A 26271-nucleotide genomic window follows, 5' to 3' on the forward strand; every position below is an offset into this window, starting at 1 on the left:
GCAAGCGCGTCGAGGTCGACACCATGCTCCACGGCGACGTCGGGACGATATTGGCATGGATGGAACGTCGTGACGCCGGCGCGGGGCCCAAAACGGCAACAGCCCCCGCCGTGAGTAAGGCGGGGGCTGTTATGCGTTCGGTGGTTGCGGGGACCCGCAACACCCGATGCTTGCGGACATCTCCGAGCGCGTTTTCCACCCTGATCGAATGTCGAATCCTAAAGCTCGCAGCTTAGGCTCAGAGGTTATAACTGTGGATCACAGTCCAAAGCGGGCCTCATAATATTTCTCTATTCCATTAATTTAGCGCGATTTGCGAGTGTCATTTATCGCAAAATCGGTCCCGCTTGGCGCTGCGCCTTGCAGCGCCTTTCATCCTGCGCCTCAGTTGCCTATCGGCAACCGCGACCTTCGCCACCAAGCCGGCGCTCGCTATTTGAATGATCTGGCGCGCGCTGGCGCCTGACGTGCCAATTAGCCGGGCATCGGCTCGGCAATCTTATTCGGTTTCAAAGTTAAGCTATACATGAATCGTTCGGCCAACAGTCACTCGATGCGTAAATCTATCTTACCTGCGTCGTCGCGACGAGCGGCGTGTCGTCAGAACTTCCGCCGACCGAAATGCGATATTCGCCCTTTGGCCTTGTCCAGATTCGTCGCCTGGTGTCGAACGCAGACATGGTCAGTGGCTCGAATCTAACCGTGATCGTCCGGGTTTCCCCCGGTGCAAGGGCGACCTTGGCCCAGCCGACTAGCTGTCGCGGCGCCAATCGGATTCTTGCAGGCAAAGATGCATAGACCTGCGCGATTTCAATACCAGCACGCGATCCGGTATTGGTCACCGAAAATGTGGCGGCATCCGGCGTGACCTTGAGGTTCGCATATGTGTAAGTGGTATAGGAAAGCCCGTATCCGAACGCGAACAGCGGCTTCCTGCCGTTCGCCTCGAACCATTTGTAACCGACGAGCACGCCCTCATCATATCGAATATCGAACGGCGGCTGAGTTTTGTATCCTGGAATGAACGGGTCTTTCATCGGCACCAGCGGAAGATCGCCCCCCTGCACCTTTGGATGGGGGAGATCCGCTTCGCTCCGGGGGAAGGTAATCGGGAGCTTGGCCGTGAAATTGGCCTTTCCGGTTAGAAGAGCGGCGATGGCCTCTCCTCCTCTGGCCCCCGGAAACCATGCGGCCACGACAGCGCCCGTCTTATCCAGCCAGGGCATGGTTACCGGGCCGGTGGTTTCCAGAACGACAATTGATCGCGGATTGGCGGTTGCGACCGTGTCGATCAGCCCGTCTTGCCCCTCAGGTAGGCCAAGCATAGGGTTATCATGTTCTTCCGACGAAGGCGCATAGGCAAAGACGATCGCCATGTCGGCTGACCTGGCCAAGGCAGCGGCACGGGCGGAATCCTTACCATCATCGAAAATGAAGCGCGTGCCGGGCGCGGCGGCGCGAAGCGCCGCGAGCGGCGAAGAAGGCCACCAGATCTTGGGAAAGAAAATACCCTCGGTCGTGAAGCGCACCGCGCTCGGCTCGTTCTTGACCGCATTGCCGCCGGGCGGATCGACCTGACCTGACCCACCCCCGGTCAACACGCCTACATCGGCATGACCACCAATCACGGCGACAGTGCGAACCGTTGAAGCAAGCGGAAGAATCCCATCCTGATTGCGCAGCAACACGATGCCTTTTTCGGCCACGTCCTGCGCGGCCTTGAGACCCGCCGCCACGTCAACGACCTGCATCTCGGGCGGATTATCGACGACCCGGGTAGCGAACATCGTCCTAAGAATACGACGGACAGATGCATCGACTGCGCTCACGGGAACCCGGCCGCCGTTGACGGCCTCCGCCAGGCTGGCTCCGAAATATCTCGAGCCAGGCTGCTCCTGATCCAGGCCCGCAAGAATTGCCTTTTCAGTCGAATGTGTGGCAGCCCAATCGGAAATCACCCAGCCCTTGAACGCCCATTCTTTCTTCAACGTCTGATTGAGAAGTTCTTCGTTTTCACAGACATGGTTGCCCGCGAACAGGTTGTACGAACACATCACCATCCCGGGCTGGCCGTCTCGTACCGCAATCTCGAAGGCAAGCAGGTCACTCTCTCGCGCCGCGCGATAGTCGATGATCACATTGCCGGTATGCCGCCCGGTCTCCTGATCGTTGAATGCATAATGTTTGAGATCCCCGATCTGGTCCGTAGGCGCAGAGTTTTCCGGGAATGGCAGGTTTTGGGAAGTGGACTTATTCAGAAGTAAGACCGGAGTTGGGGAACATCGCAGACCATTAGCTTCGGACAGCGTGATCGACCGCTTTCAGCAAGACCGGGCGCTCATCGACAGTAATGCAAACGACCGGCTGTGGTCGGTTGCCGTCACGCCCCGTCGCTATCGGAAATGACGGCTATCTGGGGTCGGTCAACTGGAACCTGCCTGTCTTCTGACGGCCCAGCTTCTGACGTTCCGAGATGCCGGTCGAGCGAACGTTAAACGTCGGCTTCTGAAAAGAGCCGCCGTTCGACACGCCCCAGGCGAACGGCAGCAAAGTCCCAATCTCAAGTCGTTCGCGGCGCCGATCGGCGCCGGACCAAATCGGCCGGGCGGCAGTCGCCCCAGATGCGGTCATACGCCGGCGCTGGCCGGGTTCTTAATTGCTGCCGGCCCGTTTTGCGCCCCCCACGTGAAGATCGGCGCGATCCAGTTCGCTGGTTGTGCCATCGACAAAGGATATGATCAGCTTGCCGATCCTGCCCGACGGGTCTTTTTCAAATCGGTAGCGGGTTGAAGTCTGGGTAAGCGGGAAGAAGACATCGCCATCAAGCCAGCCAAGCTTCACCGGTGGTCGATGGTCGCGGATGGCATGCAGTCCGTCGGGGGTTCGCACAATCTTCATTGAGCCATAGTCGCCAGCGTAGTTGGCAATGTGGACCGGGAAATGGGGGGTGTTCTCGGCCTTCGCGGCTTCGAGCGCGCGCTCGGCATCGATGCGCTCATCAACTGGAACCTTTGGAACCGCCGTTTCCAGCGCCACGATATGCGCCGTGCTGAGCGCATCGACCGATGCGACAGCGTGATCCGGCTTGACCCCGATCGTCTCCCAATTGGCATGGGTGATGGGATTAATCGGCGTCAGCGTCGATACGAAGAGACTATACCCACCGGGCAGATCCACGGTGTCGCCAGGGTTGGCCGCTCCGGCGCTCGTCTCTCCGATGATCGTCGCGCGGTGCGCAGATTGCAGTGTATAGGCGAAGGATTCCGCTGCCGATCCGGTCCGACCGCTGATGAGGATGTAAAGCGGCACGGTCAGACGTGGCGTCGCATAGAAAGTGGCAGGACGTTCGCTGGCCGTCGTCTGCCGCCCGCGGAAAACATTGTAGATGTCTCGGTCTGGCCCAACGAAAGCGCTCGCTAGGTAGCCGACCATGCTGGGATCGCCGCCGCCATTGTTCCTGAGGTCAATGATTACCCCATCGGTATGATCGACAAGCCGGAGCGCAGCGTCGGCAGCGGCGCGAGCAGGCCAATCGGGTTGCGCGAAATCGATCGGCGCGAAGGAGTCGAGCGCCATATACCCGATGTTGCCCGAAAGGATGGATACCTGACGGAAGCCATAGCCGCTGCGGCGATCCTGATCCTCTGGGCCATAGCGAGACGCAGGCTGGGTTGCGCCTGACGTTGTAGCTGAAGGGCGCCAGGAGACGTGGAAATGTCGATCAAAGCGGACGAGGCGGTCGGAGATCGTCGTCGCCAGCTGAGCCGGACTTTGTCCATCGTATCGGCCGGACGTAGCCTCCGTCCGCAGGTCATCTGCGATATGGCCAGCCGCGCTCGGATCGAAATAATTCTGTTCGATCGCATCTGCTATTTCCGCCGCCGCTTGTCTTGGCGACGGTAGCGGTGCTGCGAAAACTGGTGCGGACATCGCGGCCAATATCGTGATAGCGAGACGCATGGCTCTCCCCCAGGATCAGATGAGTGTGTATTGCTACAATAACACACATCGTCAAGTGATGAACGTCCCGGCGCGCCTGCGGGAGAGATAGCTTGGCAAAACTGCACAGCGGGACAAGTGTATTTTCCGCCTGCCGGCGGCCAGGATGGCCGCGTGACAGGAGTAGAGATGAGCAAACGACCGCGCCGGAATCACAGCCCGGCATTTAAGGCGAAGGTGGCATTGGCCGCCGTGAAGGGCCAGAAGACGCTAGGTGTTTGATCCCATGGTTTGATGGTGCGATCCTTTCGCTGGAATGGAAGGAAGCACTATGGGGCAGGTACGTCACGGGAGCGCCACGACCACGCACGCCGTCCGAGCAGCAATACAGCGATCGCAGGCTTCGCTCGCGACGTTGAGCCGAGAACTGGGGATCAACCCGAAGACGGTGGCGAAGTGGCGTAAGCGGACGACGCTCGATGATCTAAAGACCGGGCCGAAGGCCCCTCATTCAACGACCCTGACCGAAGCCGAGGAGGCAATGGTCGTCGCATTCCGGCGGCACACGCTGCTGCCGCTCGACGATTGCCTGTACGCCCTGCAGCCGACGATCCCGCACCTGACACGATCAGCGCTGCATCGCTGCCTCCAGCGGCACGGCATCTCACGCTTGCCCGATGTCGAGGGCGACAAGCCCCGGCGACAGCGCTTCAAGCGCTACCCTATCGGCTTCTTTCACATGGACATCGCCGAGGTGCAGACTGCCGAAGGCAAACTCTATCTGTTCGTCGCCATCGACCGCACCAGTAAGTTCGCCGTCACCCAACTCGTCGAGAAAGCCGATCAGCGAACGGCCTGGGAGTTCCTAGAGTACCTGCCAAAGCCGTGCCCTATAAGATCCACACCATCCTGACCGACAACGGCATTCAGTTCGCCGACCAGCCGCGCAACCGGAACACAGCGTTCTTGGACTTGCTTCGAAAAAGTGGAGAGTTTTCCTGAGGTGAAAGGCGAACTCGATGACGAAGCAACGACGGTTTACAAAGGAATTCGAGGACGAGGCGGTCCGGCTGGTAGCGACCAGCGGGCGCACGCAGCGTGAGGTTGCGGAAGATTTGGGGGTCGGCCTGTCGACGCTGGTTCGGTGGATCGGCCGTCGTCGTGATTGGCTGACGGAGATGCCCGACCAGGCGCCGCAGGCAGATATGGCATCCGAGTTGAAGCGGCTCCGCCGGGAGAATGAGATCCTTCGGCAGGAGCGCGACATACTGAAGCGGGCGACCGCTTTTTTCGCCCGGGAGGGAAGTCGATGAGGTTTGCGCTCGTCGATCAGGCGAAGAAGGATTTCCCCGTACACCGCCTCTGCCAGGTGCTCGGCGTCAGCCAGAGCGGCTATTTCGCCTGGAAGGATCGTCCGGCCAGTCGGCGGCAACGTGATGACATGGTGATGCTGGCGCATGTCCGCTCGGCATTCGCGCTGTCGAACGGCACGTATGGCAGTCCGCGCATGACGCGCGAGTTGCAGGATGATGGCTTCGCCATCGGGCGACGGCGCACGGCGCGGCTGATGCGCGAGAACGGCCTGCGCGGTCGGCAGAAGCGTCGGTTCAAACGGACGACCGACAGCGAGCACAGCTGGCCGATCGCGCCGAACATCATCGACCAGGATTTTACGGCGACGACGCCCAACCAGAAATGGGGCGTGGACATCTCGTATGTCTGGACGCGGGAGGGATGGCTCTATCTGGCGGTGGTCATCGATCTCTTCTCCCGCCGCGTGATCGGCTGGGCCGTCGGCGACCGCCTGCATCGCGATCTGGCGCTGGCCGCGCTGCGCAAGGCCCTCGTTATGCGGCGTCCGCCCGAAGGGCTCATTCATCATTCGGACCGCGGCAGCCAATACTGCTCCGTGGACTACCAGACCGAGCTGCGCCGCCACGGCATCCGTATCTCCATGTCTGGAAAGGGAAATTGCTACGACAACGCGATGGTCGAGACGTTCTTCAAGACGATCAAATCCGAGCTCGTCTGGCGCACCGTCTTCTATACCCGTGACCAAGCCGCGCAGGCCATTGCCCGCTATATCGACGGCTTCTACAACCCGGTCCGGCGCCACTCCGCGCTCGACTACATCAGCCCCGCGCAGTTCGAACGAACCGCGTCACGCTGAGCAAATGCCTCTCCACTTAAGCGGGGCAAGTCCAGATTGAGTGCAATGGCATCCAAGGTCGGCCGGCAAAATCCTGCCACCTAATTAGTAATCCGATGCCTTATCTTGCTCTCGAAGCGACCTTCAGGATTGACTTGTTGCCTCAATGGAAGAAGGTGGCGGTGGCCGCTTTGTCTCTTGCATCTTTCCCCAAAACTCTTGCGGGCGCAGCGCAGCGCCATGACTGATTCACCTGCCGCAACTCGCCAACGCCGAGCCCGCCGTACACCTTCTTCCATCGGTAAAAGGTCTGCTCCGACACGCCCATCCGGCGGATCGCCTCCGCCACCGGAGTGCCCGTCTCTGCCTGCTTCAACGCAAACGCGATCTGCTCATTGAACCGCGCCGGGTCTGCCGGAGGCGTTGGGTTGTGAGTCACGCTGCCATATCGAGGTTGCTTGCGGCAGCATAATATAGATCTTCGGCTTCAGCAGGCGGGATGTTGCCGATGGGCTCCAGCAGCCGACGATGGTTGAACCAGTCGACCCATTCGAGCGTGGCGTATTCGACAGCTTCAAAGTTGCGCCACGGCCCGCGCCGGTGGATCACCTCGGCCTTGTAAAGGCCGTTGATCGTCTCGGCCAAAGCGTTGTCGTAGCTATCGCCGACGCTGCCGACTGATGGCTCGACCCCGGCTTCGGCGAGGCGCTTGGTGTACTTGATGGACACATATTGGGCGGATTCAACCGGTCGTCGCAACACCGGCTTCATATTGCTGGACGAGGAACTGGTCGAGCACTTCCGCGGGTGTCTTCCACCCGAGCGTCTTGCGCGGCCGCGTGTTCATGGCGTGAGCAACGGCATCCAGTTCGCGAGCGGAGTGCAGGCTGAGATCGGAGCGACAGCGGCTACAATTCGGTAAAACACACCTTTTCTCAATTCGATGATGAGCGCGGCGCCCAGCTTCACGCTTCGATATATGCCAACCTCTTCGATGACGAGGAAGGCGAACGCTTCAGTCTAACCTGGTCCCGCCCCATGCGCTGCAACGGCGAGTGAAGTTGGCGCAACGCCGGGCCCGGAGCAGTTCGGGCGCGGTTCGATTTCCGGGACCTGCTGGTTCATCACCCCCGCCGGACTCACGTGGATCACGTCTGCTTTCGTCTAGGGAAACATCACCACCACGTTCGCGCCCGGAAAGGTCGCCCCGATCACCTGGCGGTTTTTCTCGCGACGGCGCCACGGCTCGCCTTGATCAAATGCACCGATAGATTCGTAGGCCCCCACCAACTGAAATCCGGAAAGAACATAAGGAAGCCCCTCCGCCCCTAGAGGCGAGAGGCTATCCGCAATGTGGAAATGCAGATGGGGCCGGCTGGCGGAGCCGGTGGATCCAACCCCTCCAATCACCTGTCCGCGGCGAACATTGTCCCCTACTCGCACCTTAAGCCCGGGCATCAGATGTTCGTAAAATGCGTAGCGACCATCGCCCAGGTCAAGAATGACATGATTGCCAGTTGCTTCTGCAAGGCTGACGCGCGGCCTAAGCGAATTGGCAGACGGCTCAGGCACGCCATCCGACAGTCCGACAACGACGCCATCGGCGACCGCGAGCACATCTTCCCCCAATCCCGTTCCATCGTCGTGGCTGGCACGAACATCAGCACGCGCCGGCGCGTGCATCCAATCGATCGCGAACCGGCCAGGAATGACGGCGCGCCCCGCGACGGCGTACACGACGCGTCGATGACCGCGTTCCAGTGCCGGGTCGTATACCGCGGCCCATGGGCCGCCGCGAAGCGGCGGGCTTAGAGACAGCATTGGTCGTCGATCGACGGTAGCGACCCCACCGGTCGTACTTTGATGGAGCCGGTCGTCGTCGGCCGCATATATGATGCGATGCCGAACCTCTCTCGGTGGCGCCCCCTCCCCCAAGGGGACCGCGAGATAAGCGAGCGCCGTCGCGCCCTGCCCCACGCGAAGCGGATCGGCGCCGGCCGGCAGACCGGGCCGCGCCAACACCCCGTTCAGAAGATCGCCGTACAGGCTCAGCAACACGGTACCGGTTTGCGCATCCAACACCTCGAGCCCTGCCAACGTCAGCGGCTGAGCCGAAAAGTTCATCAATTGCAGCTCGTACGTCAGGCTTCGTCCGTTCTCCAGATGGAGCACCGCCGGCGCGAACGGGACGTGAATGTCGAAAGATTGCCGCAAGGGAGCGGTGGTTTCCGGCGTTTCGGCGCCGGCCTGTCCGTGTGCCACGGCAAGGCTCAGAAGGATGACGGCGGCAACGACAGCCGCGGTCTTTGTGAATTCCATTCATTGGTCTCCGCATGGCGCTCGGCCCGGCCGGCGAAGTTCCCGCTATGGCTCACCGTAGCGATACGGAAACCGCAAACACGCAAGCGGGACTTCTTGCCTGCTAACCGGGATCGCGATTGCGGGCCCCTTCGAACCACGCTTCGAGATTTTTCCGGTAGCGACGGCTGAGCCGAAGCTGTTCCCCGCCGGCGAGCCTAACCATCGCGTCGCCGCGACCAAGACTGCTCACCTGCACGATCCCAGCGACAGGCACGATGACACCGCGATGGATGCGGGCATACGAGCCTGGGGGCAGCCGCCCCATCATCGAGGACAGCGATTCCTCCACGAGAAGAATTGAGCCGCTCTCATGGATCTCGACGTAATTCCCGGCTGCGCCAATCCATTCGATGTCATTGAGGCGGATCACGCGAATTTGGCCTCTCGTCCTTACGCGAATACTTCCCTCTGATCGGTTCGGACCCGGTGCCGGAGCAATTGCGGCGCGGCGCATCCTTGCCGTCCACATCACGGTGAGGCCAACAAGCATGGCGTAAAACAATGTGTTCGTATCGAGGTTCGACAGGAACATCCGCTCCCCCATCGCCCACCGGTTCGGTATACGACCACCGTCGTTGTAGACGGGCCAGTAGAGCAGCGCGAACAAGCCGACATGCACGATTGCAGCGATCGGCAGCCCCGAGATGTAGAAGGCTGATTTACGTCGCCAGTTCCGCCGCGAATGTTCCAGCCGCCGGACAATGGCGATAATCGGCACCGTCATCACGAGCCAAACCGAGAAGATCGCTGCCGAATAGCCCAAAGAGGGCCACCATGGTTGCGGCGCCTGCCGGTAGACGCTGATCGCATAGCCTTGCGCTGCGAAGACCACCGCGACCGTAGCCCAAGCTGCGGTCGCGACGCCGGCCAGGGCGATGGCTTCGCGCCCCAATATCTGCCGCTCGACGCCGATTTCAGGAGATGCACTACTTCCAGGCATCATCCTCGTTCGCATTGGGCGCATATCCGGTAGGCCTTTACATCTTTCGATACGCGCTTGCATCGCGAATGACCAACCAATCTGCCCTTTCCAACGTGCAGCAAAGCCTGCGGCCATGTCATTGTTTCCATGGCCTTCGTCGCAGGCGCACTGAAACCGTCGCGCGTTCGCTTCGACGAGGCCCAACTGCAGGGCGACCTCGCCCGTTCGGAGCACGTGCGGCGCTCATCGGCTACCCAGCAATCTGGCCACCGCCTCGCGGACAAGTGCGGGGACGCTTTCGGCATCGTCCAGATAGGCGCTTTCCAGCAGGCCATCCGAAAGCGCAACGAAGAGAGAAGCGGTAACGGAAGGAGTTGGATCGCCTTCCTGTGCGAGAAGGTTCTGGAGGACGTCGTGATACCAGACGCGGCGCGCATTGATCGCCTGCCGCACGGGGCTGGCAGGATCGGGATATTCGGCCGCCGCGTTGAGGAACGGACATCCCCGCCAGCCTCCGGCGGTCACAGCTTCGCTAATACGCTCCATGATAGCCGAGATCATTTTCCGAGGAGGTTGCTTCGGAAGCGCCGCCACTACCGCGCGGCCGAGCCGATCTATCTCTTCGAGATAGGCGACGACGAGATCATCTTTCGAGGGAAAGTGTTTGTAGAAGGTCGCCTTGGCCACGCCGGCTTCCGCGATGATGCGGTCGATGCCGACAGCGTGGATACCCCCTTCGTAGAAAAGGCGGGTCGCGGTGTCGAGCAAACGACGACGGGCGGAACTCATTTCAGGCCGGCAGGAAATTTTTCGTCATCGTCGCTTGACCATAACAGACAGGTCTGTACATTGCAATTAATAGACAGACCGTTCTGTCTGATGAATATCATGCAGCCGAAGGAGGCAACGGAGGTCACTCGCCGACTCAACCAAGAGTTCCAGGAACACGATCCGGCGATTTCCGAACGCCTGATCGCACCGAATTGCGTCATGGAGTCAATCCAGCCGGCGCCGAACGGCGTACGATACAAAGCCTACGCCGTAAATGGCGTTCCGCCAGGCCATGGCCGCCGACCGGGCCCACCGCTTCGAGGTGGAAGACACGGTTGTCATGGGCGATCGCGCCGACATCCGCTGACGCCTCCATTTCGGCGACGGTGGCTCATTGCGAGGGGGCAGCCTGATCCGTGTCCGCGACGGTCGGATCGCCGAAGCGCTGGCTTATGCCAAAACACCCGACGAGTCGGCGCCCTTGCCTGAATGACCGTTGCATGTGGCTCGGTCGAGGCGCGCAAGCTCCTCACAATGCCAACAGAATAGGAACTTAACTGCCAGAACACGGAGACTAAAAATGAGAAAGCTCAAAATTATCGAACACATCTCGCTGGACGGCGTGATCCAACACTCCGCCGATGGCGGCGATTTCCCCTATAGCGACTGGATTGCGCCCTATCGGACCCCCGCGGGCCTGGCCGCAATCCTCGCCGCGCATGGCGAGAGCTTCGATCTGCTACTTGGCCGCCGCACCTACGACATTTGGTCGGGTTCCTGGGCAAAGGCGTCGGGCAGTCCGATGGCGGACGGCATCAACGCGGCAACGAAATATGTCGCCACCCACCGTCCGGAAAGTCTTGAATGGGGCCCGTTCGAGAGCCTTGGACCGGACATCGTCGAGGGCGTTCGGCGCATTAAGTCGCAAGACGGCCCAGACCTTATCCTCTGGGGCAGCTCCACGCTGACATCAATGCTTCTCGAATATGGGATTGCGGATGAAGTCCTGCTGGTCGTCTACCCAGTCCTGTTGGGCACGGGAAAGCGCTTCTTTGCGAAGGGAACCCCAGCCCGTTCATTCGAGCTCGTCAGCACGAAAGCAATGCCGTCTGGCATCGTCCTCAGTACTTACAATGTCGCCGGTCCTTTGAAAATCGGATAGTTCAACGACGTAATATTGTTGGCCAATATGAAATTCAGAAATCTCATTTATTTTTAAAAAATTGACTCGACCTGAAGTGACAACGGATCCAACGTTCAATGAGGTAATAAAATGTCTACTGAAAGCAACGTTACCCAAAAAATCATGGAACGCTTTAATAACGCATTTGAGAATCATCTCCCCGAAAACCTTGATGATCTCATCGGCGAAGGTTGCGTTCTCGAAAATACTGCGCCGGCTCCGGATGGAGCACGCTATGAAGGCCGCGAGGCTTGCCTCTCGTTCTGGAAGGGAATCGCATCTAACGCCGACCTTGTCTTCAAGGTGGAGGAGATCTGGGCCAGCGAAGATCGCGGCATCATGCGCTGGCAACTCCGCTGGAGCGGGCACGAGGCCGATCGGGTTCGAGGCGTCAACATCATGCGCGTCCGCGACGGAAAGATCGTTGAGGGCATGGGATATGTGAAGGGATAACAGATCGGATTTCGCCACACCCGCAATATCACGGGCCGCCCCAGAATCAGATCTGAACCAGAAAATGTCGATCAGTGTTGAAACGGGGCCACCCCACCAGTGGCCAAGCTACTGATTCAATACCGAACAATGGTTTAGAGTGGGTCCAGATAGTACCGATCGAGACCCTACCTTAAATGAACAATTTCGTTCTGTTATAGTTGCTTGACGCAGAATGCGAGGAGGTTCCGTTTCGGCGCTGATTCACAACCGATAGTCGCTTCAAAATAAGCGGAGCTTGAGCCCTACCTTGCGGACGTGATCCGGTGTGAATCGGCCTCGGCATTGGGCGCCGATCGGCACGAATAATTCAACGAATTCAATGATCGTTGAGGGTCAAAATTGGAATCCGATTCACATTGCGCCTCTGCTCGCAATGTTCGTAGTGGGATGCAACTCTGCGCCAAGCGAGGTTAAAACCTTGCGCTACGATCGCGATATCGTAATCGTGACCAGCATAAGTGGCCCGGGTGGAGCGCTTGGAGATGAAAGCTATCAAGTGTCTTACCGCTACAACGGTAATGAAACCAAGTTTTTTGAAGGTGTAAACCCGCATGGTTTCGATGTCTGCAAAATTGGCGATAGGGTGAAGGTAAAGTTCTGCGATGGAACGGTTCGCCTAGCTCAGCCTATATTCATTGGTACTCCGCGAAGTGAACTTGTTCACGTAAAGCCAAATCTTGATTGCCCAGAGCGGCAGACGAAGATCTAAGCGATTAAGGCGAGCAATATCGCTTCATCCTCCGATCGCCATCCTGAACTGCTGCCGGTTTCGTGGGCACCAAGATAAGGTGTTTTTGGAACCAGAGGGTGACAATGCAACGACGGAAGTTCAGCCACGAGTTCAAGGTCGAGGCGGAGCCCGATATCTGTAGATTTTCACTGAGAGTTGCCCCGGGAGAGGCATAAATTTCCACTGAGATTTGACCCATGTTTGAACCCGCCCCTGGCTGATGGTCTGGGGTCATTGGAGTGATCAACATGGATCTGTTGAGTGTGATACGGCGCTGGCATTTGCGCGAAGAGATGCCGCTGCGAGAGATTGAACGGCGCACAGGTCTGTCGCGCAACACGATCCGCAAATACCTGCGCGCAGATACGGTGACGCCGCGATTCAAGGTCCCGGAACGACCGAGCATGCTCGACCCGTTTGCGGAGAAGCTGTCTGGTTGGTTGCGGATCGAGGCAGGCAAGTCGCGCAAGCAGAAGCGCACGGCGAAGCAGATGCACGCCGATCTGGCCGCATTGGGCTATGACGGTTCCTATGGTCGCGTTGCCGCCTTTGCACGCCGGTGGAAGGCAGAGCGCCAGCGCGATGCCCAGACCAGCGAGCGCGGGACGTTCGTGCCGCTGGCGTTCCGGCCAGGCGAGGCCTTCCAGTTCGACTGGAGCGAGGACTGGGCGGTGATCGGCGGCGAGCGGGTGAAGCTGCAGGCGGCCCACACGAAGTTGTCGCACAGTAAAGCCTTCACGGTCCGCGCTTACCCTCTCCAGACCCACGAGATGCTGTTCGACGCGCTGGGCCACGCGTTCCGTGTCCTGGGCGGCGTGCCGCAACGCGGGATCTTCGACAATATGCGGACTGCGGTCGACAAGATTGGCAAGGGCAAGGTCCGGCAGATCAATGCCCGGTTCGCGGCGATGGCCAGCCATTATCTGTTCGAGCTCGAGTTCTGCAACCCGGCCTCGGGATGGGAGAAAGGCCAGGTCGAGAAGAACGTGCAGGATGCCCGCCGCCGGTTGTGGCAACGGATGCCCGGCTTTGCGGATATCCACGCGCTCAATATCTGGCTCGAGGAGCAATGCATCGCGCAATGGCGCGAGATCCGGCACGGTGGCTTGCCCGGCACCGTCGCCGATGTCCACGCCGATGAGGTCGGCAGCCTGATGCCGCTGGGCCGGCCCTTCGATGGCTTCGTCGAACACACCAAGCGGGTATCGCCGATCTGTCTCGTGCACTTTGAGCGCAACCGCTACAGCGTGCCCGCCTCGTTCGCCAATCGGCCAGTCAGTCTCAGGGTATATCCCGAGCGCATCGTCGTAGCCGCCGAAGGGCAAATCCTTTGCGAACATGCCCGGATCATCGATCGATCCCACAACACCGGCGGACGGACCATCTATGACTGGCGGCATTATCTGGCGGTAATCCAGCGCAAGCCAGGGGCGCTGCGCAATGGCACCCCCTTCATGCAGTTGCCCGATGCCTTCCAGCACCTTCAAAGCCAGCTTCTGCGGCGCCCCGGCGGCGATCGCGAGATGGCCGAGATCCTGGCGCTCGTGCTGCAGCACGACGAACAGGCCGTGCTTTGCGCCGTCGAACTGGCGCTGGAGGCGGGCGTCGCCTCCAAGACCCACGTGCTCAATATCCTGCACCGGCTGATCGACGGCAAGGCCCCGCCGGCGTCGCCGATCGATGCGCCTCAGGCCCTGTGCCTGACGCAGGAGCCCCTGGCCAATGTCGGGCGCTATGACGCCCTGCGTGACGGAGGCCTGCGCCATGCGTCATGATCCTGCCAGCGCCGCCGTCGTCGTCATGCTCAAGGCCCTCAAAATGTATGGCATGGCAGACGCGGTCGGCGATCTGATCGAGCAGGGCGCTCCAGCCTTCGCTACCGCCGTGCCGATCCTCTCCCAGTTGCTCAAGGCGGAGATGGCCGAGCGCGAGATGCGCTCGATCGCCTATCAGATCAAGGCCGCCCGGTTCCCCGCCTACAAGGATCTCGCCGCGTTCGACTTCGCCGCCAGCGAGGCCAACGAAGCGCTGATCCGCACCCTGCATGGCGGCGCGTTCATAGACGGCGCGGATAACGTCGTCCTGATCGGCGGACCCGGCACCGGCAAAAGCCATATCGCCACCGCGCTTGGTGTGCAGGCCGTCGAGCATCATCGCAGGAAGGTCCGTTTCTTCGCGACCGTCGATCTCGTCAACGCGCTCGAGCAGGAAAAGGCCATGAACAAGGCCGGGCAACTCGCCGAGCGCCTGCTGCGCCTCGACCTCATCATCCTCGATGAACTGGGCTATCTACCCTTCAGCCCTTCGGGCGGGGCGCTGCTGTTTCATCTGTTCAGCAAACTCTACGAGCGCACCAGCGTCGTCATCACCACCAACCTCAGCTTCAGCGAATGGGCCGAAGTGTTCGGCGATGCCAAGATGACCACCGCTCTGCTCGACCGGCTCACGCACCACTGCCACATTATCGAAACCGGAAACGACAGCTTCCGCTTCCGCGCCAGCTCTGCCGCTCCCAAATCTCGAAAGGAAAAATCACCCGCTTGACCCAAACCCCGCAACGCGGGACATATCCCCACCTGGGTCAAATCTCGATGAAAATCCCGGGGCAACTCTCAGTGAAAATCTACAACCTAGGCGAGCTGCCAAATCGACAGCGCGGATCGTCGACTTTTGGGTTATATTCTGAGTCATATCACGCTCCGCCAGACTTCCTGAAGTCACGAACTATAGTCACTCTTCTTCCTTTGACTCTGACTTGATAGGTCGAAAAGCAACCTTCGACAGCCGCTCCAACATCTTCGACACCAGCGTTGGTGAGAGGGTCAGCAAGATTCCCGATGTTGTCCCCATTGTCTTTAAGGTCTACAATTATTTGAAGATCGTATACGACAACGCGCTTAACACCCGATTTTATCATTAGTGGAACGGCGGTGCATGATTTTATGTTCATCGCACTTTCGCTCTGCCAGCTTGGCGCTATAGCTTCGCAGATTTTTGGATCTTCCTGGACAACTGTTGAAGTTCCGCAGATCTCGTTCTTGTTGTAGATGAATTTTGCGGTGGATTCGGCTGCTCCGAAGGCTCCTATTCCGACAGCAATAGCTAATTTCGCAATCGGGAGATTCATGCGTCGACGAAGCTTCATTACCGTTCCCTTCCGGCCTCCCGCATGCGGCGTTCAATCGGGCTCAACAAAAAGTCGATCACGCGCCGCTCGTCTGTTCTGATCTCGGCGCTAGCCTGCAATCCCGGGGAGACATCCAAAGGCGCCCCGCCGCGGTCGGACGATTATCGAGAATCGTTACTCGCGCTTGATACACAGGCCCCAGCTTCTCATCTTGGATCGCATCGCGACTGACCCACGTGACGCAGAAAAGCAAGGCTGGCAAATCGTAGAAGAATATACCGATCACGCGATATCGGGCGCGTCTCTTCTGCGTCCTGGAATACAAGCTCTTCTCAGCGATGCTCAAAAGGCTCGCCTCGACGTCGTCCTTGCCGAAGCGATGGACAGGCTCTCTGAACCGCGCCGGGTTTGTCGGAGGCTCCAACTCCTGAGAAGGTGGAGCCTGTATGAGCAAGACAACGAATAGGTTTTCGCCGGAAGTCCGCGAGCGAGCGGTACGGATGGTGGTCGATCACGAGCGCGATTACCCTTGTCGGCCGCTCGCAGCAGACCTGGGCGGTCGGCGACCGCGCCAGTGAAGGCGCCCTTGCGGTGCCCGAACAGCGCCGACATCGCGCCGTCGCCCTTAAGTGTCGCGCAATTCACCTCGACGAACGGGCCGGCAATCTGATGTTTGAGCTTCTTGAGTTCGTAGATGCGCCGCGCCAGCAAACTCTTGCCCGCGCCGGTAGGCCCCATCAACAGGATCGGCGCCTTCGACCGTAACGCAACCCGTTCGATCTCGTCGATCATGCGGTTGAAGGCGTCGTTGCGCGTATCGATGCCGGACTTGAGGAATGACGTGCTCTCCGCACTCGCGGCCGCGAAGCGCGTGGCGATGCTGTCATAGCGCGACAGATCGAGGTCGATCGTGTTCCAAATGCCGGCCGGATTGGCGGTGCCTCGTTCTGGCTGAGTCTGGAGCAGCTTGCCTGGAAGATAGCGCGCCTCCGTCAGCAGGAAGAGGCAGATCTGGGCGACGTGGGTGCCGGTGGTGATGTGGACGAGGTAATCCTCGGTTTCCGGGGCGAACGGCTGCGCGCGCGCAAAGTCGAGCAGCTTGCCGTAAACCTCTTCGAAGTCCCACGGATCGCGGAAATCGAGCAGTCGCATCTCGATGTCAGTCTCGGGCGAGACGGCAGCGATAGTCGATGAGTGGGTCACGGCGATCGGCCTCCGGCGCGCCGAGTATGGCACGCATTCGATGCGCCGGACGAAGGCAGCGATGATCTACAAAGCAACAGGCAATATCCGGGCAATCCAGATTTTGCTTGGCCACACCAAGATTGAAAACACAGTCAGGTATCTTGGCGTTGATATCGAAGATGCCCTGCTCTTGGCTGAAAGAACCGAAATCTGACTTGGGGGTGGCCTGTCCGCTAGTGGATGGGCCACTTTCGACAGGACGGCAATGCGCCCTAATTGCGGTCGTTCGAGACCGATCGATCATTCCCCGAAACCGGCCATTCGATCACGAGGGTCGCGGCGCGGCTTAGCGGAGATCCATCAGCGCCGAGCTGAAATGCCGCAACACGTCGGAGGCCGGACGCTTACGGATATGGCGCGGACTGGTTCCAGGGCAGCAGTTCGCCGATCCTGTTCATCTCCCGATCTCCTTATGGAGTCCGGAAGGAGACCCTCGTTTCTCGCTCCCTCGTTAGCGAGCTCGATCAGCGCAACACGTACGGGGTTCGGGCAAAGCACCGCCAACCGCTACTGTATGAGAACATAGAACCAGTTCCGCCTGAGTTGGCGGAAAGCGATTATTCCTATGGGGACGATGGGCGAGACGACTTTCGGTCGCGTCGCCCAGGTTGTCGTGGGAGAGCGCTCGCTGGCCGGCATTGATGACCTATCCACATGCGCCACCTTGCTTGGCAAAATCGTCAATCGGCGACAAATTTTGAAACCAAATTGGTTGTATCACAGTTGCGGAAGCGATGCTGATCGCTGCGCGCCTCAATCAGGCCGCAAAAGCAATGGATGCCGTAATCCATTATCCTGCGGGAGGTCTTTGTGCGATCAGGCTTGGGTTGCGTTCATCATGCGCTCGCGATGATTGTTTTGCTTGCAACCGCAGCATCGCCTGCGGCGCAAGCACAAGCAACGGCCGCGGCGACGAAGCATCTCCTGACGCTCGACGACATCCTCGACGTCGAGCACCTCGAAGGCGCATCCTACTCCCCCGACGGCGCTTGGGTTGCGGCAGCCGTTCAGCGGTCGGCGCGCTATGGCGAGGTTTATGGCCGCACCGCCTATGAGATCGATCCGTCCCGCAGCGATATCTGGCTGATCTCGACCCGCACCGGCGAACGCAAGGCGATTACATCAGGTGTCGCGCAGGCAGCGGGCTATTGGTGTGCAACCTGGTCGCCGGACGGGCAACGGCTGGCGATGCTCTCCACGCAACCAGAAGGCGCGGAGCCGCGCGGTGGCGACAATGTCCGCCTTTATCTCTGGGAACGCCAGACCGGCAAGGTTCGCCGTATGGCGAGCCACGCCGTGATGACCCAGACCCGCTACAGCAGCCCGCTTTATCAACTCGACCTGCGTGGCGGCGGCGATAAGGGCAGCGTCCCGCACACCTGCAACAATGACAATGAAAATGCGCCATTCCTTTGGCTCGATGATCATCGGTTGCTCGTCGTGGCGCTACCCAACGGACAGATATCCGGCCTGATCGACAATCATGCGCGGCCTTTCCGCACGCTCGCCGAGGAGGCCAGTCGCTTACACGACGGAAAAGTCTCTACCGTTCATGCGGTTAGCAGTGGTGCGGCACGCAGGCCGGACGGCCCCGGTGATAGCGTGGCGATCCTTCGTATCGTGGATGTTGCGACGGGGGAAAACCGGGTCATCGCCGAAGTACCGGCCTATCCATTTCGCGGCGGCCTGAGCCTGGTTGTCGCGCCGGACGGACGACAGGCGGCGGTCCTGGCGACGCTCGGCGCGCTTCAGCCGGCCGAGGGGAGGCTGCCGCTTGCGCGCTGGGGAGACTATTGGACGGTCGAGCGAAAATTCGGCTTCGTCAGCCTGACGCCCGATACGCCGGTGCGCTGGGTAACGATGCCCCCTGGAACAGCGTATCCGCTGGAATTGTACGACTGGTCCCCCGAAGGCGGTCATATTGCGCTTCGCGGCCGCGCGGACCCATTTGCCACGACAGCGCCTTTGTTCATCGCCTCGCCGTCTGATGGAGCCGTCAGGCGACTGACGCAATTGTCCGTCGGCGCCGGGGCCGGGCGCACCTCGCCGGCACAGGAAAGCCCGGTGGTGTGGGCGGACGATCGCCATCTCGTCGTCCGCCTTTCCGACGACACGGCGCCCAACCCGCGCAATTGGTGGCTGCTCGCGCTCGCTGGAAAGCAAATCGATCTGACGAACGGCGGTACCAATCAGCCGGCTGGTTTCCGCCGCGATGGGACGGGCGGGTTGGTAACTGTCAGCGGAAGCGAGTTGCTGCGCCTGGACACGGCGCGCGCCAAGCTTGCGCCGATTGCGACGCTGCCGACCGGCGCATCGATCGCCTGGCCGCGCGATCCGCGAGTTCCGACGGCGACTCTGCTTTTGCGCGTCGGCGCAGACGAGCGCACTCGCGCGTTCCAGCGCGTCTCGTCATCAACCGGCAAATTCGAGGGCGAGCCTGCACCTCACGCCGGCGATCTGCTGGATGTCCATCTGGAATCGGGACGCTTCCTTACCAGCCAGAGCGGTCGATCCGGGCTGCAGCTTCGTGATCTCAACTTAAGGGATGCGAGCGCCCGCACATTGCTCGCGCTCGACGCTCATCTGGCGCACGTGAATTGGGGAGAAACCCGGCTCATCGACTATCAGGACAGTGCGGGTACTCCGCTGAAAGCCGCTGTCATCCTGCCGCCCGATTATCGAGCCGGGCAGCGCTATCCGACGTTGCTATGGGTCTATCAAGGCTATCGCGTTCAGGGGCTGGAGGGCGACTATTCCACCGATCCCTTCATGCCGGGCCTTTACAATCTCTACCTTTACGCGGCGAAGGGCTACGTAATTTTGATGCCTTCAATGCCGTTCCAACAGGGTGGCGCCAGTTCCTTGGAGGCGCAGGCCGCGATGCTGCCGTCGGTTACGCCGGCAATCGATCGGCTGGTCGAGCTGGGTATCGCGGACCCGGCGCGGCTCGGGGTGATGGGGCAAAGTCGCGGCGGCTATAGCGTCTATTCACTGGTAACCCGGACCAGTCGGTTCAAAGCGGCCGTGGCGATGGCGGGCATCAGCAACCTATCCACGTTCTACCAACTCTTCGATCCCACGGCTTATGGCTATCCTGGCATCGAGCACGAGAAGAGCGACAACTGGGTCATTATCCGGCAATTCAATCTTGATGCCCCCCCTACGGGCGATGAAGCGCGCTATGCGCGCAACTCGCCGATCAATTTTGCCGGTCGGGTAACGACGCCGCTGCTGATGGTCCATGGTTCCGCCGACACTCGCGGTTCTGGCGCAGAGGCCGAGGAGTTCTTCTACGCACTTTACGACCAGGGGAAGACGGCACGTCTCCTACGCTATGGCGGCGAAAGCCACAGCCTTGCTCAGTCTCCCGCCAACATTCGCGACATCTTCAGCGAGATGATCGCTTGGTTCGATCGTTACGTCAAAGATGCTGAGGCCGGTGAATCGACTCCGGAACGACCCTGAGAAAACGTCCGATTGAACGAGACCGCTTTCCAAAGGCCGCCTGTCCGTTTCCCACCCAGCCCAAGGCATTCAACGATCGCGGGCGCGATGCTCAACGAAGGCGAAGCTGCCGGGCGGCTATCGGGATCTGCGAGAAAGCGCCGGAACGGCGCAAAGTGGGTCGACTGCTGACGACGGCGAACGCCGCGTCGTGGGACTTTTTCTGCCATTCCTGTCGACCAGTTGAACGACAGATGCTGCCAAATGCCGACGTTCAGCGTTGCCCCGCGAATCTCGCAGGCCGACAGACCAGGTCGGCTCCCTGCAAAGTCTATGAGCTACCAGCGGCCGAGACGTTGCCGAACGGCGTCGTCGGTGTCATGCCACTCGGCGTGATCGTCCCACATCCGCGCGACACGTTCGAGCAGGCGCGCGGTCACGGGATGCTCGTCCTGCACCTGCCGTGCGAAACCCCGATAGCGGTTCGCGAGGGTCCGCTCCTCCGACCCACCGGTTCCCCGCCATGTCGCACCGCGGTTGTTGAACAGCCCGATCTCCATTCCGCGCAGCATGCGCTCGCTATTGCACGCCTCAAGGGCGTCGCGGATCTCCGGAGCCGGCCACACTCCGTCCGGTCCAGGTTTGGACCTGCCGAGCATCTGGCCGATCTCACTGTCCCCCGCCCCGAGGCGACCCGCCTGCCGCAACCGCTCGCGGACATCGACCAGCCACGACAGGAGCGCGGTCGGATCGATCCTGTCTCCGTCGGTCGTGCCGGGTGTGCGGCGTAGGTTGTGAAGGGCGCTGTATACCCTCTCGAATACGAGCTTGCCGTGCTCCTCGGGGAGCTTCGGGTCATCCGGATCGACCGTACCGTCGTCACGGTTATACATCAGCGTGACGAGCTGAACGAAGTCCGCCGGTGACGTGCCGATCTGCTTCTCCAGGTTGCGGATACCATGGCGAGTGTGGTCCAGCGCCTTGATGAATACGTATTCCATGTGGGCCAGCTCCTGCAGGGAGCATACGCCGCTAGCCTCGAGCGCCTCCAAGGCATCCCCTATCCGGCCTGCGTGGAGTTGCACGTCGGCACTGGCCTCGGCCGTCGGCGTGACCAGCGCCTTCATGAGGCGGGCCAGCGTCTCGCCCTCCATCATCTTGAACTCGTGGGAGGTCGCGTTGAACGCGGAAATGGGGCGATCCGCGGCGAGCATCTCGTCGATCAGCGTCCCAAGCTCCTCGCCCGAACGTCCCCAGCCCGCCGGCTGCACCGTTCGCCAGTATTCGTCCTTCAGTTCCGGCGTTTCGTTACCGATGATCCTCCATGTCGCGATCTCGAACGGCGCAGCGCGGAGGAGAACGAGCGCCGATTCGGGCGCGAGGCTACGAAGTAGCGACGTAATCACCTCGGCGCGCTCCTCCGGTTCGAACGCATGGATCGCTCCTCCGAGCGCGGCGGGCCACCACCGCTCCCCGCCGCCAGTGCGATCGACGAGCCCGCCTACCAACGCTTCGCGCTCAGTCGGGTCGGCGACGATCGCTAGGTAGTGGCCCACCGTGTGCCAGGCGTTGCTCTCCTCCAGCAGCTTGCCAAGCCCGTTCAGCCCGAGGCCATCGTAAATCTCCTTTATGGTGGATTTCCGAAGCTCATCGATGCGCCGCTCATGACGGTCGTAGTCGAAGTCGTCGTTCCAGAACTCGTCGCCGGACTCGCCGATCCAGTGATCGGCGAAGAGCCACTTATGACGTGCGACCGGGTCACGGGGAGCGAGCATCTCGAACACCTCCCGCCGCAATGTTGCCAGTCGATCGCTCCGGCCGCGCCGTCCGCGCTGGCGCCGCGAGAGCACCGATCCGCGCATGCGTTCCCGCAGGGCGGCCCGATCGGCGTCGGTTGGGTCGTTCCCGATCCAGGTGCTGACCAGGCACCAGACGGTTTGCTGTTCGTTCTCCGAGAGGTCGGCGGAGATGGAGATCAGGTCACCGAGCTTTGCCACGTCGTAGTTGGGCCATGAGAGCATGTGCGTGAGCGCGTGCTGCCGCATCCGGTCGTTCTCCTCCCACGTCACGCCCCCCACACCTGCGGCGTCGGTGCGCCAGCGCGGCGTGTTGTTCGGCGATGCCGACCGGTGACCATCGCCCACCTGCGCGGAGCACGCCCTCCAGGCGACCTCGGGAAACTCGCGGACGAGCATGTCGAGCAGCGCAATGCGCCGCTCGATCGGGGCGGCGGTCTGCGGCAGCCATGAGCGAACCAGCGACTCCAGGCTACCCTCGGGCTTGTTCACCCAGTTGTCCGTGATGGGCACCTCGCTCAAACGTGCGAGGATGCGTGCGACGCGGAATACATAGTCCTCGTTCCAGGCGATCGCCTCCAGTCCCCAGAGGAGGCCGGTCCGGTCGGGACTGTCGAAGCTCCCGGCTTCGACTGGACGCAGCATCGCGAGGATCTGCGGGGCCGACGAGCGGAGATCCTGTTCGACCGCGGCGAGGAAGGCCTCCGGCGCGGCCTCTGCCAGCAGCGGGAGGTCGGATTGCCTCGACAGCCACGCCCTGGTCTCGACCGAGGTCAGCAGGCTGGCGACGAGCCGGTCAATACGGTTGGCCACGGGCTCGACCTGGGAGCCGAGGACGCGATCTCCGTAGACGGCGAGAAGGACGAGTAGTTCGCCTACGGCAGCCCGCATCGCGCCGGATATCTCGCGCTTCCTTCCATAGATGCCGGCGCTCCAGCGCTCGTTCGGTTCGAGGTCGAGGGCGGGATCGTCCTCGGTGAGGACGAAGTGTGCGACCTCGAAGAAGCGATCGATCTCCTCCGTGCCGAGTTCAGCGCCAGCGGTGAAGAGCGCATCCTTCCGGGAGACCAGGCCGCGGAAGTTGCCGATCGCCCAGACGGGCGCCTCCGGAAGCTGCAGCAACTCCGTCAGGTCGGCCTCGACACTCGAGAAGTCGGTGCCCGCGAGGTCCGCGACCAGCATGCGGTCCGCCTCAACTGTGCGGTTCCACGCGCCGGCTAGCAGCATCGGCATGAGCTTGCGGACCAGGCTGCGGTCGGTGGCCCAGCGCGGCCGGCGGAGCTCGGCGGTAAGCGCGAGCTGCCGGCGGAGGATGGTCGGCGAGAGCCCGGTGTCCTTACGGAGCTGGTCCTGGCGGGTCTGCTCGATCTCCATGTCGGTGAGGGCCCTTCCGAAGGCTTCGTAGCTGGGTGTCCCGACCTCGATGTTGGCGTCTCGCTCGACGCTGGTCTTTGGGCGCACGACGATCACGCGATTCCTGCGCGTTAGGCTGGCCGCGGCGATCTCCGTTTCTTGTCCGGCGACCACGAGGATCGCCGCGCGCGAGGCTGCCGCGACCTTGGCGAGAGCGTCCGGCGTCGCGGCGAAGACCGCGCGGTCGTGATGCTCCCCTTCGGTCCCGTCTTCCTCCTTGAGCGCGACGGCGAGGAACGCGAGCGCCTCGTCGGCGGAGTCGGCGGATACGACAAACGGACGCTCGCTATCGCCGTCAATCCAGCTGTGAAGCGAGGCACGCCGCTCGGACACGGTCTCCTCAAACAGGATAGGCGACATCTCGGGCGAGGTGGACTGCGACCAGTGTCTCCAGCATTCGCCGATCGGGACGGCACCATCGACGGTCCGCCCGATCTCGCCCGCAAACCATATCTGGGCCGTAGGCGACACCTCGAGCCACTGCTCGAGGTCCGAGGCGTCGTATGCGCGCACGTCGCGCCATCCGCCAGAGACGCGGTGCTTCCTTGCCCACTCGTGGCGCCCCTCCCAGGCCCGCGCCGTCACGAAGACGAACGTGGTCTCGGCCCGCTCGCTGGCGGAGAGCTTCGAGCGCTCCTTGATGTCGCTCTCCGGTTTGGCCGGCAGCCTGTCTCCGGAAGATAGCTCCCAACCGACCCTCCCGCCGGGCACCCAGATCCCTCCGTCCGTGACATCGCTGAAGCCGTCCCAACCCTTGCGTTGGCCAGCATCGTTGCCGGGGAAGTCGATCCGTCCTGCGCTTCCGATGTCTGCGTGCACCAGCCGCCGCAGCAGCACCGGAAGGGTTACGCGCGCGGCGATCGTGTCGGCCCAGTGCGCGATGTCGGTGGAGGTTATCTTGAGGATCGATCCGCCGGGCTGCCTAGTTGCGCTTTGGAGGTTGGATCGCGAGACGTCGTCCTCCCGCGCCTGCCGACGCATGAGGTCGCTCGCATCCGCGCCGAAGCTCCGCTCGAGCTTTAGCGCCATCGACTGTGAGAGCGTCGAGTTGCCGTTCAACAGGTTGGATAGCGCCACCCGGCCTACGCCGAGCTCCTTCGCGGCAGCGGTGACGGACATCCCGACCGGTATCACCTGCTCGCGGATGAACTTCGATATCGACATGATAGCCTCAACTGCATCGCGCGCGATACACGATACAGGCTGTCTAATCCCTCGACAAGACCAGCCGCCTTCAGTGTGCCCAGGCGCTCACGGTTCGCATCTCGGCAGGTCGCGCTCCTAGGCGATGCTCGGCCACGCCTGGGCACATGCGGCGGCGAACGGCGGGATGACGGTGACTTTCAGATTGTTGTAGGCATGTGCGCATGGTCGAGATCATTCCTGAGATGCACACCCTCGGAAGCATCAACCCACACACGCTTTTCGTCGATCTCAATCGCGCCAGCAGATCCGAGATCGTTGCGGCTCGGGGCGGGGCGGGAGCGCCGCAGGGCTGGGAGATCTACGAACACGAAGCGCGCCACTGGCTAGATCTTGTTTCCACCGTCTGGGGGCGAGGCTACCTTGACCTAGACCTATTGTTCAGGACCTACGACGCCATTCTGACGACGCCTGAGAGGCAGATGGATCGGACGGTTCAGACCGTTCTCGAGCTTTTCGACCGGGACCGTTCGATCCTGTTCCCCTCTTACTACAAGTACGTCCTTCCCGAGGCACGCGGTCTCAAGCCCGACGATCGCTGGTCGATGGGCTTCAGCACTGGGATCACGGTCGGCACCGATGGGCAGCTCGACGACAGACGGCCGTTCATCTTCGTGCGCTTCGACGCCGGAAGCACGCACTTCGCGCGCCAGCCCGTATCGGATGGTTCGCTGTTGGAAACGCGCGCGCTCGCGGCCGAGGTCGCGGCGACCACGGAGTGGTTGCGGCAGCGACCGGTCGGAGAGGACGTGGTAACGTGGCAGCTGCGGGAACCGGAGCAGCGTGCTGCCTTCTACAATCCTGAACTCACGACCTATTCGGTCGCCGCGCACGTCGTCGCTTATGCAACGGGTGTAAATCAGATCCGACAGAACTTGGCGTTGTCGAGCAAGCTCGCGGACATCGTGCTCAACCTGACTGACTGCTGCTTCGCCGGTCTCCGCCCACCGACCGGCCTGGGCAATCCGACGCAATCCCGTCTGCGCGGCTTTCGAAAAAGCAGAAGCAGAGGCTTTGCCTTCTGCTGCCTCGCATTCGGCCTTCGTCCTGTTGCTGGCTTTGGCGACCTGGGGCGCAAGGAGATCGAGGTCGCGATGAAGATGGCTGGCCTCCCGACGTTGTCGAAGGTCTATCGCGACGCGCGACAGGCGATCGCTCGAGAACCGGGCCGTTGCGCCGTTCAACCTAAGCTGGCGGAGATACGGGGCAAATTGATCGATGCGGGACGGCGCTTACATCGCGAGCCAGATTTTGATGCGCAGGTCGCCGAGCTATGCCCTTCGGGCGACCTTCCCGCGCCGCTCGTCGGTGACAGCGCCTGCGAGGAGTTCAGTCTCGGCGCTGCTCCGCTTGACATGGCTGAGAGCGAGTTTCTCTTCGATTGCCATGAGCGCTATCGGGAGGTGCTTCGGTCCGCCCTCCGCGCGGCGCGGGGCTTCGAGTTCGTGCTGACGGATTTTGTTTACTAAGGTATTTCTCCGGCGTTCCATATA

16 protein-coding genes and 6 pseudogenes are annotated in these 26271 nt (G+C 61.2%); 11 read left to right on the plus strand and 11 right to left on the minus strand.

Annotated elements, in window-relative coordinates:
• Nucleotides 1-563 precede the first annotated feature (563 nt).
• Together P0Y64_17910 and P0Y64_17915 are read right to left on the minus strand one after the other, a co-directional pair.
• Nucleotides 564-2138, minus strand: coding sequence for a glycoside hydrolase family 3 C-terminal domain-containing protein (locus P0Y64_17910; protein ID WEK43178.1), 1575 nt, complete (start codon nucleotides 2136-2138; stop codon nucleotides 564-566).
• A 514-nt stretch (nucleotides 2139-2652) separates the two neighbouring features.
• A complete protein-coding gene (locus P0Y64_17915; GenBank protein WEK43179.1) occupies nucleotides 2653-3960 on the minus strand; it encodes a S41 family peptidase in 1308 nt (435 codons plus the stop codon).
• 310 nt (nucleotides 3961-4270) lie between these two features.
• Here P0Y64_17915 and P0Y64_17920 point away from each other — a divergent pair.
• Together P0Y64_17920 and P0Y64_17925 are read left to right on the plus strand one after the other, a co-directional pair.
• A pseudogene (locus tag P0Y64_17920) lies at nucleotides 4271-4878 on the plus strand (DDE-type integrase/transposase/recombinase).
• Nucleotides 4879-4958: 80 nt separating this feature from the next.
• Nucleotides 4959-6109 (plus strand): IS3 family transposase gene (locus P0Y64_17925; protein WEK43180.1). Its coding sequence is split into 2 segments (ribosomal slippage): nucleotides 4959-5234 and nucleotides 5237-6109, totalling 1149 coding nucleotides; the frame shifts between segments, so codons are not numbered across the junction.
• A gap of 223 nt (nucleotides 6110-6332) precedes the next feature.
• On the opposite strand, the pseudogene P0Y64_17930 reads toward P0Y64_17925, so the two are convergent.
• The 6 genes and pseudogenes from P0Y64_17930 to P0Y64_17955 form a co-directional block, all read right to left on the minus strand.
• Nucleotides 6333-6527, minus strand: a pseudogene (locus P0Y64_17930) (transposase).
• Nucleotides 6524-6826, minus strand: a pseudogene (locus P0Y64_17935) (integrase core domain-containing protein). Before P0Y64_17935 ends, P0Y64_17930 begins: the two co-directional pseudogenes overlap by 4 nt.
• A 4-nt stretch (nucleotides 6827-6830) precedes the next feature.
• Nucleotides 6831-6986 (minus strand): annotated as a pseudogene (locus P0Y64_17940) (IS30 family transposase).
• Between the two features lie 266 nt (nucleotides 6987-7252).
• Complete coding sequence (locus P0Y64_17945) at nucleotides 7253-8407, minus strand: M23 family metallopeptidase (protein ID WEK43181.1); 1155 nt, start codon at nucleotides 8405-8407, stop codon at nucleotides 7253-7255.
• 103 nt (nucleotides 8408-8510) lie between these two features.
• A complete protein-coding gene (locus P0Y64_17950; protein WEK43182.1) occupies nucleotides 8511-9506 on the minus strand; it encodes a LytTR family DNA-binding domain-containing protein in 996 nt (331 codons plus the stop codon).
• A 108-nt stretch (nucleotides 9507-9614) separates the two neighbouring features.
• On the minus strand, nucleotides 9615-10139 hold the full coding sequence (locus P0Y64_17955) for a TetR/AcrR family transcriptional regulator (GenBank protein ID WEK43183.1): 525 nt from the start codon (nucleotides 10137-10139) through the stop codon (nucleotides 9615-9617).
• A gap of 583 nt (nucleotides 10140-10722) precedes the next feature.
• On the opposite strand from P0Y64_17955, the gene P0Y64_17960 reads away from it, so the two are divergent.
• From P0Y64_17960 to istB, 5 genes are all read left to right on the plus strand, one after another.
• The gene (locus tag P0Y64_17960) at nucleotides 10723-11304 is read left to right on the plus strand and encodes a dihydrofolate reductase family protein (protein ID WEK43184.1); all 582 of its coding nucleotides are present in this window, start codon (nucleotides 10723-10725) and stop codon (nucleotides 11302-11304) included.
• A 111-nt stretch (nucleotides 11305-11415) separates the two neighbouring features.
• Nucleotides 11416-11778 carry a nuclear transport factor 2 family protein gene (locus P0Y64_17965; GenBank protein WEK43185.1) on the plus strand — a complete coding sequence of 121 codons (363 nt, stop codon included), beginning with the start codon at nucleotides 11416-11418 and terminating at the stop codon, nucleotides 11776-11778.
• Nucleotides 11779-12139: 361 nt separating this feature from the next.
• Nucleotides 12140-12529: a hypothetical protein gene (locus P0Y64_17970; GenBank protein WEK43186.1), complete on the plus strand. Its 390-nt coding sequence runs from the start codon at nucleotides 12140-12142 to the stop codon at nucleotides 12527-12529.
• A 269-nt stretch (nucleotides 12530-12798) separates the two neighbouring features.
• Nucleotides 12799-14325, plus strand: a complete 1527-nt coding sequence (gene istA, locus P0Y64_17975; protein WEK43187.1) for an IS21 family transposase — start codon at nucleotides 12799-12801, stop codon at nucleotides 14323-14325.
• Entirely contained in the window at nucleotides 14315-15094 is a 780-nt protein-coding gene (gene istB, locus P0Y64_17980; GenBank protein ID WEK43188.1) for an IS21-like element helper ATPase IstB, read from the plus strand. Before istA ends, istB begins: the two co-directional genes overlap by 11 nt.
• A gap of 148 nt (nucleotides 15095-15242) precedes the next feature.
• Here the strand turns inward: istB and P0Y64_17985 are convergent, their stop codons facing one another.
• Nucleotides 15243-15695, minus strand: coding sequence for a hypothetical protein (locus tag P0Y64_17985; protein ID WEK43189.1), 453 nt, complete (start codon nucleotides 15693-15695; stop codon nucleotides 15243-15245).
• Nucleotides 15696-15888: 193 nt separating this feature from the next.
• On the opposite strand from P0Y64_17985, the gene P0Y64_17990 reads away from it, so the two are divergent.
• Nucleotides 15889-16143 carry a recombinase family protein gene (locus tag P0Y64_17990; GenBank protein ID WEK43190.1) on the plus strand — a complete coding sequence of 85 codons (255 nt, stop codon included), beginning with the start codon at nucleotides 15889-15891 and terminating at the stop codon, nucleotides 16141-16143.
• A 119-nt stretch (nucleotides 16144-16262) separates the two neighbouring features.
• On the opposite strand, the pseudogene P0Y64_17995 reads toward P0Y64_17990, so the two are convergent.
• Nucleotides 16263-16880, minus strand: a pseudogene (locus P0Y64_17995) (RNA repair transcriptional activator RtcR family protein).
• On the opposite strand from P0Y64_17995, the pseudogene P0Y64_18000 reads away from it, so the two are divergent.
• Both P0Y64_18000 and P0Y64_18005 read left to right on the plus strand, forming a co-directional pair.
• A pseudogene (locus P0Y64_18000) lies at nucleotides 16861-17076 on the plus strand (tyrosine-type recombinase/integrase). The pseudogenes P0Y64_17995 and P0Y64_18000 overlap by 20 nt on opposite strands.
• A gap of 695 nt (nucleotides 17077-17771) precedes the next feature.
• Nucleotides 17772-20387, plus strand: a complete 2616-nt coding sequence (locus P0Y64_18005) for a prolyl oligopeptidase family serine peptidase (GenBank protein ID WEK43191.1) — start codon at nucleotides 17772-17774, stop codon at nucleotides 20385-20387.
• 317 nt (nucleotides 20388-20704) lie between these two features.
• On the opposite strand, the gene P0Y64_18010 is transcribed toward P0Y64_18005, so the two are convergent.
• On the minus strand, nucleotides 20705-24739 hold the full coding sequence (locus P0Y64_18010) for a helix-turn-helix domain-containing protein (protein WEK43192.1): 4035 nt from the start codon (nucleotides 24737-24739) through the stop codon (nucleotides 20705-20707).
• Nucleotides 24740-24942: 203 nt separating this feature from the next.
• Between P0Y64_18010 and P0Y64_18015 the strand changes: the two genes are divergently transcribed.
• A complete protein-coding gene (locus P0Y64_18015) occupies nucleotides 24943-26247 on the plus strand; it encodes a hypothetical protein (protein WEK43193.1) in 1305 nt (434 codons plus the stop codon).
• Nucleotides 26248-26271 lie beyond the last annotated feature (24 nt).

Source organism: Candidatus Sphingomonas colombiensis, assembly GCA_029202845.1.
Lineage (GTDB): Bacteria > Pseudomonadota > Alphaproteobacteria > Sphingomonadales > Sphingomonadaceae > Sphingomonas > Sphingomonas colombiensis.

What these genes read in the sequence shown, in the direction of transcription:
- P0Y64_17915 (WEK43179.1), bottom strand. Translation starts at nt 3,960, where the DNA reads ATGCGTCTCGCTATCACGATATTGGCCGCGATGTCCGCACCAGTTTTC.
- P0Y64_17945 (WEK43181.1), bottom strand. Translation starts at nt 8,407, where the DNA reads ATGGAATTCACAAAGACCGCGGCTGTCGTTGCCGCCGTCATCCTTCTG.
- P0Y64_17950 (WEK43182.1), bottom strand. Translation starts at nt 9,506, where the DNA reads ATGGCCGCAGGCTTTGCTGCACGTTGGAAAGGGCAGATTGGTTGGTCA.
- P0Y64_17960 (WEK43184.1), top strand. Translation starts at nt 10,723, where the DNA reads ATGAGAAAGCTCAAAATTATCGAACACATCTCGCTGGACGGCGTGATC.
- P0Y64_17965 (WEK43185.1), top strand. Translation starts at nt 11,416, where the DNA reads ATGTCTACTGAAAGCAACGTTACCCAAAAAATCATGGAACGCTTTAAT.
- P0Y64_17970 (WEK43186.1), top strand. Translation starts at nt 12,140, where the DNA reads ATGATCGTTGAGGGTCAAAATTGGAATCCGATTCACATTGCGCCTCTG.
- istA (WEK43187.1), top strand. Translation starts at nt 12,799, where the DNA reads ATGGATCTGTTGAGTGTGATACGGCGCTGGCATTTGCGCGAAGAGATG.
- istB (WEK43188.1), top strand. Translation starts at nt 14,315, where the DNA reads ATGCGTCATGATCCTGCCAGCGCCGCCGTCGTCGTCATGCTCAAGGCC.
- P0Y64_17985 (WEK43189.1), bottom strand. Translation starts at nt 15,695, where the DNA reads ATGAAGCTTCGTCGACGCATGAATCTCCCGATTGCGAAATTAGCTATT.
- P0Y64_18005 (WEK43191.1), top strand. Translation starts at nt 17,772, where the DNA reads ATGATTGTTTTGCTTGCAACCGCAGCATCGCCTGCGGCGCAAGCACAA.
- P0Y64_18010 (WEK43192.1), bottom strand. Translation starts at nt 24,739, where the DNA reads ATGTCGATATCGAAGTTCATCCGCGAGCAGGTGATACCGGTCGGGATG.
- P0Y64_18015 (WEK43193.1), top strand. Translation starts at nt 24,943, where the DNA reads ATGGTCGAGATCATTCCTGAGATGCACACCCTCGGAAGCATCAACCCA.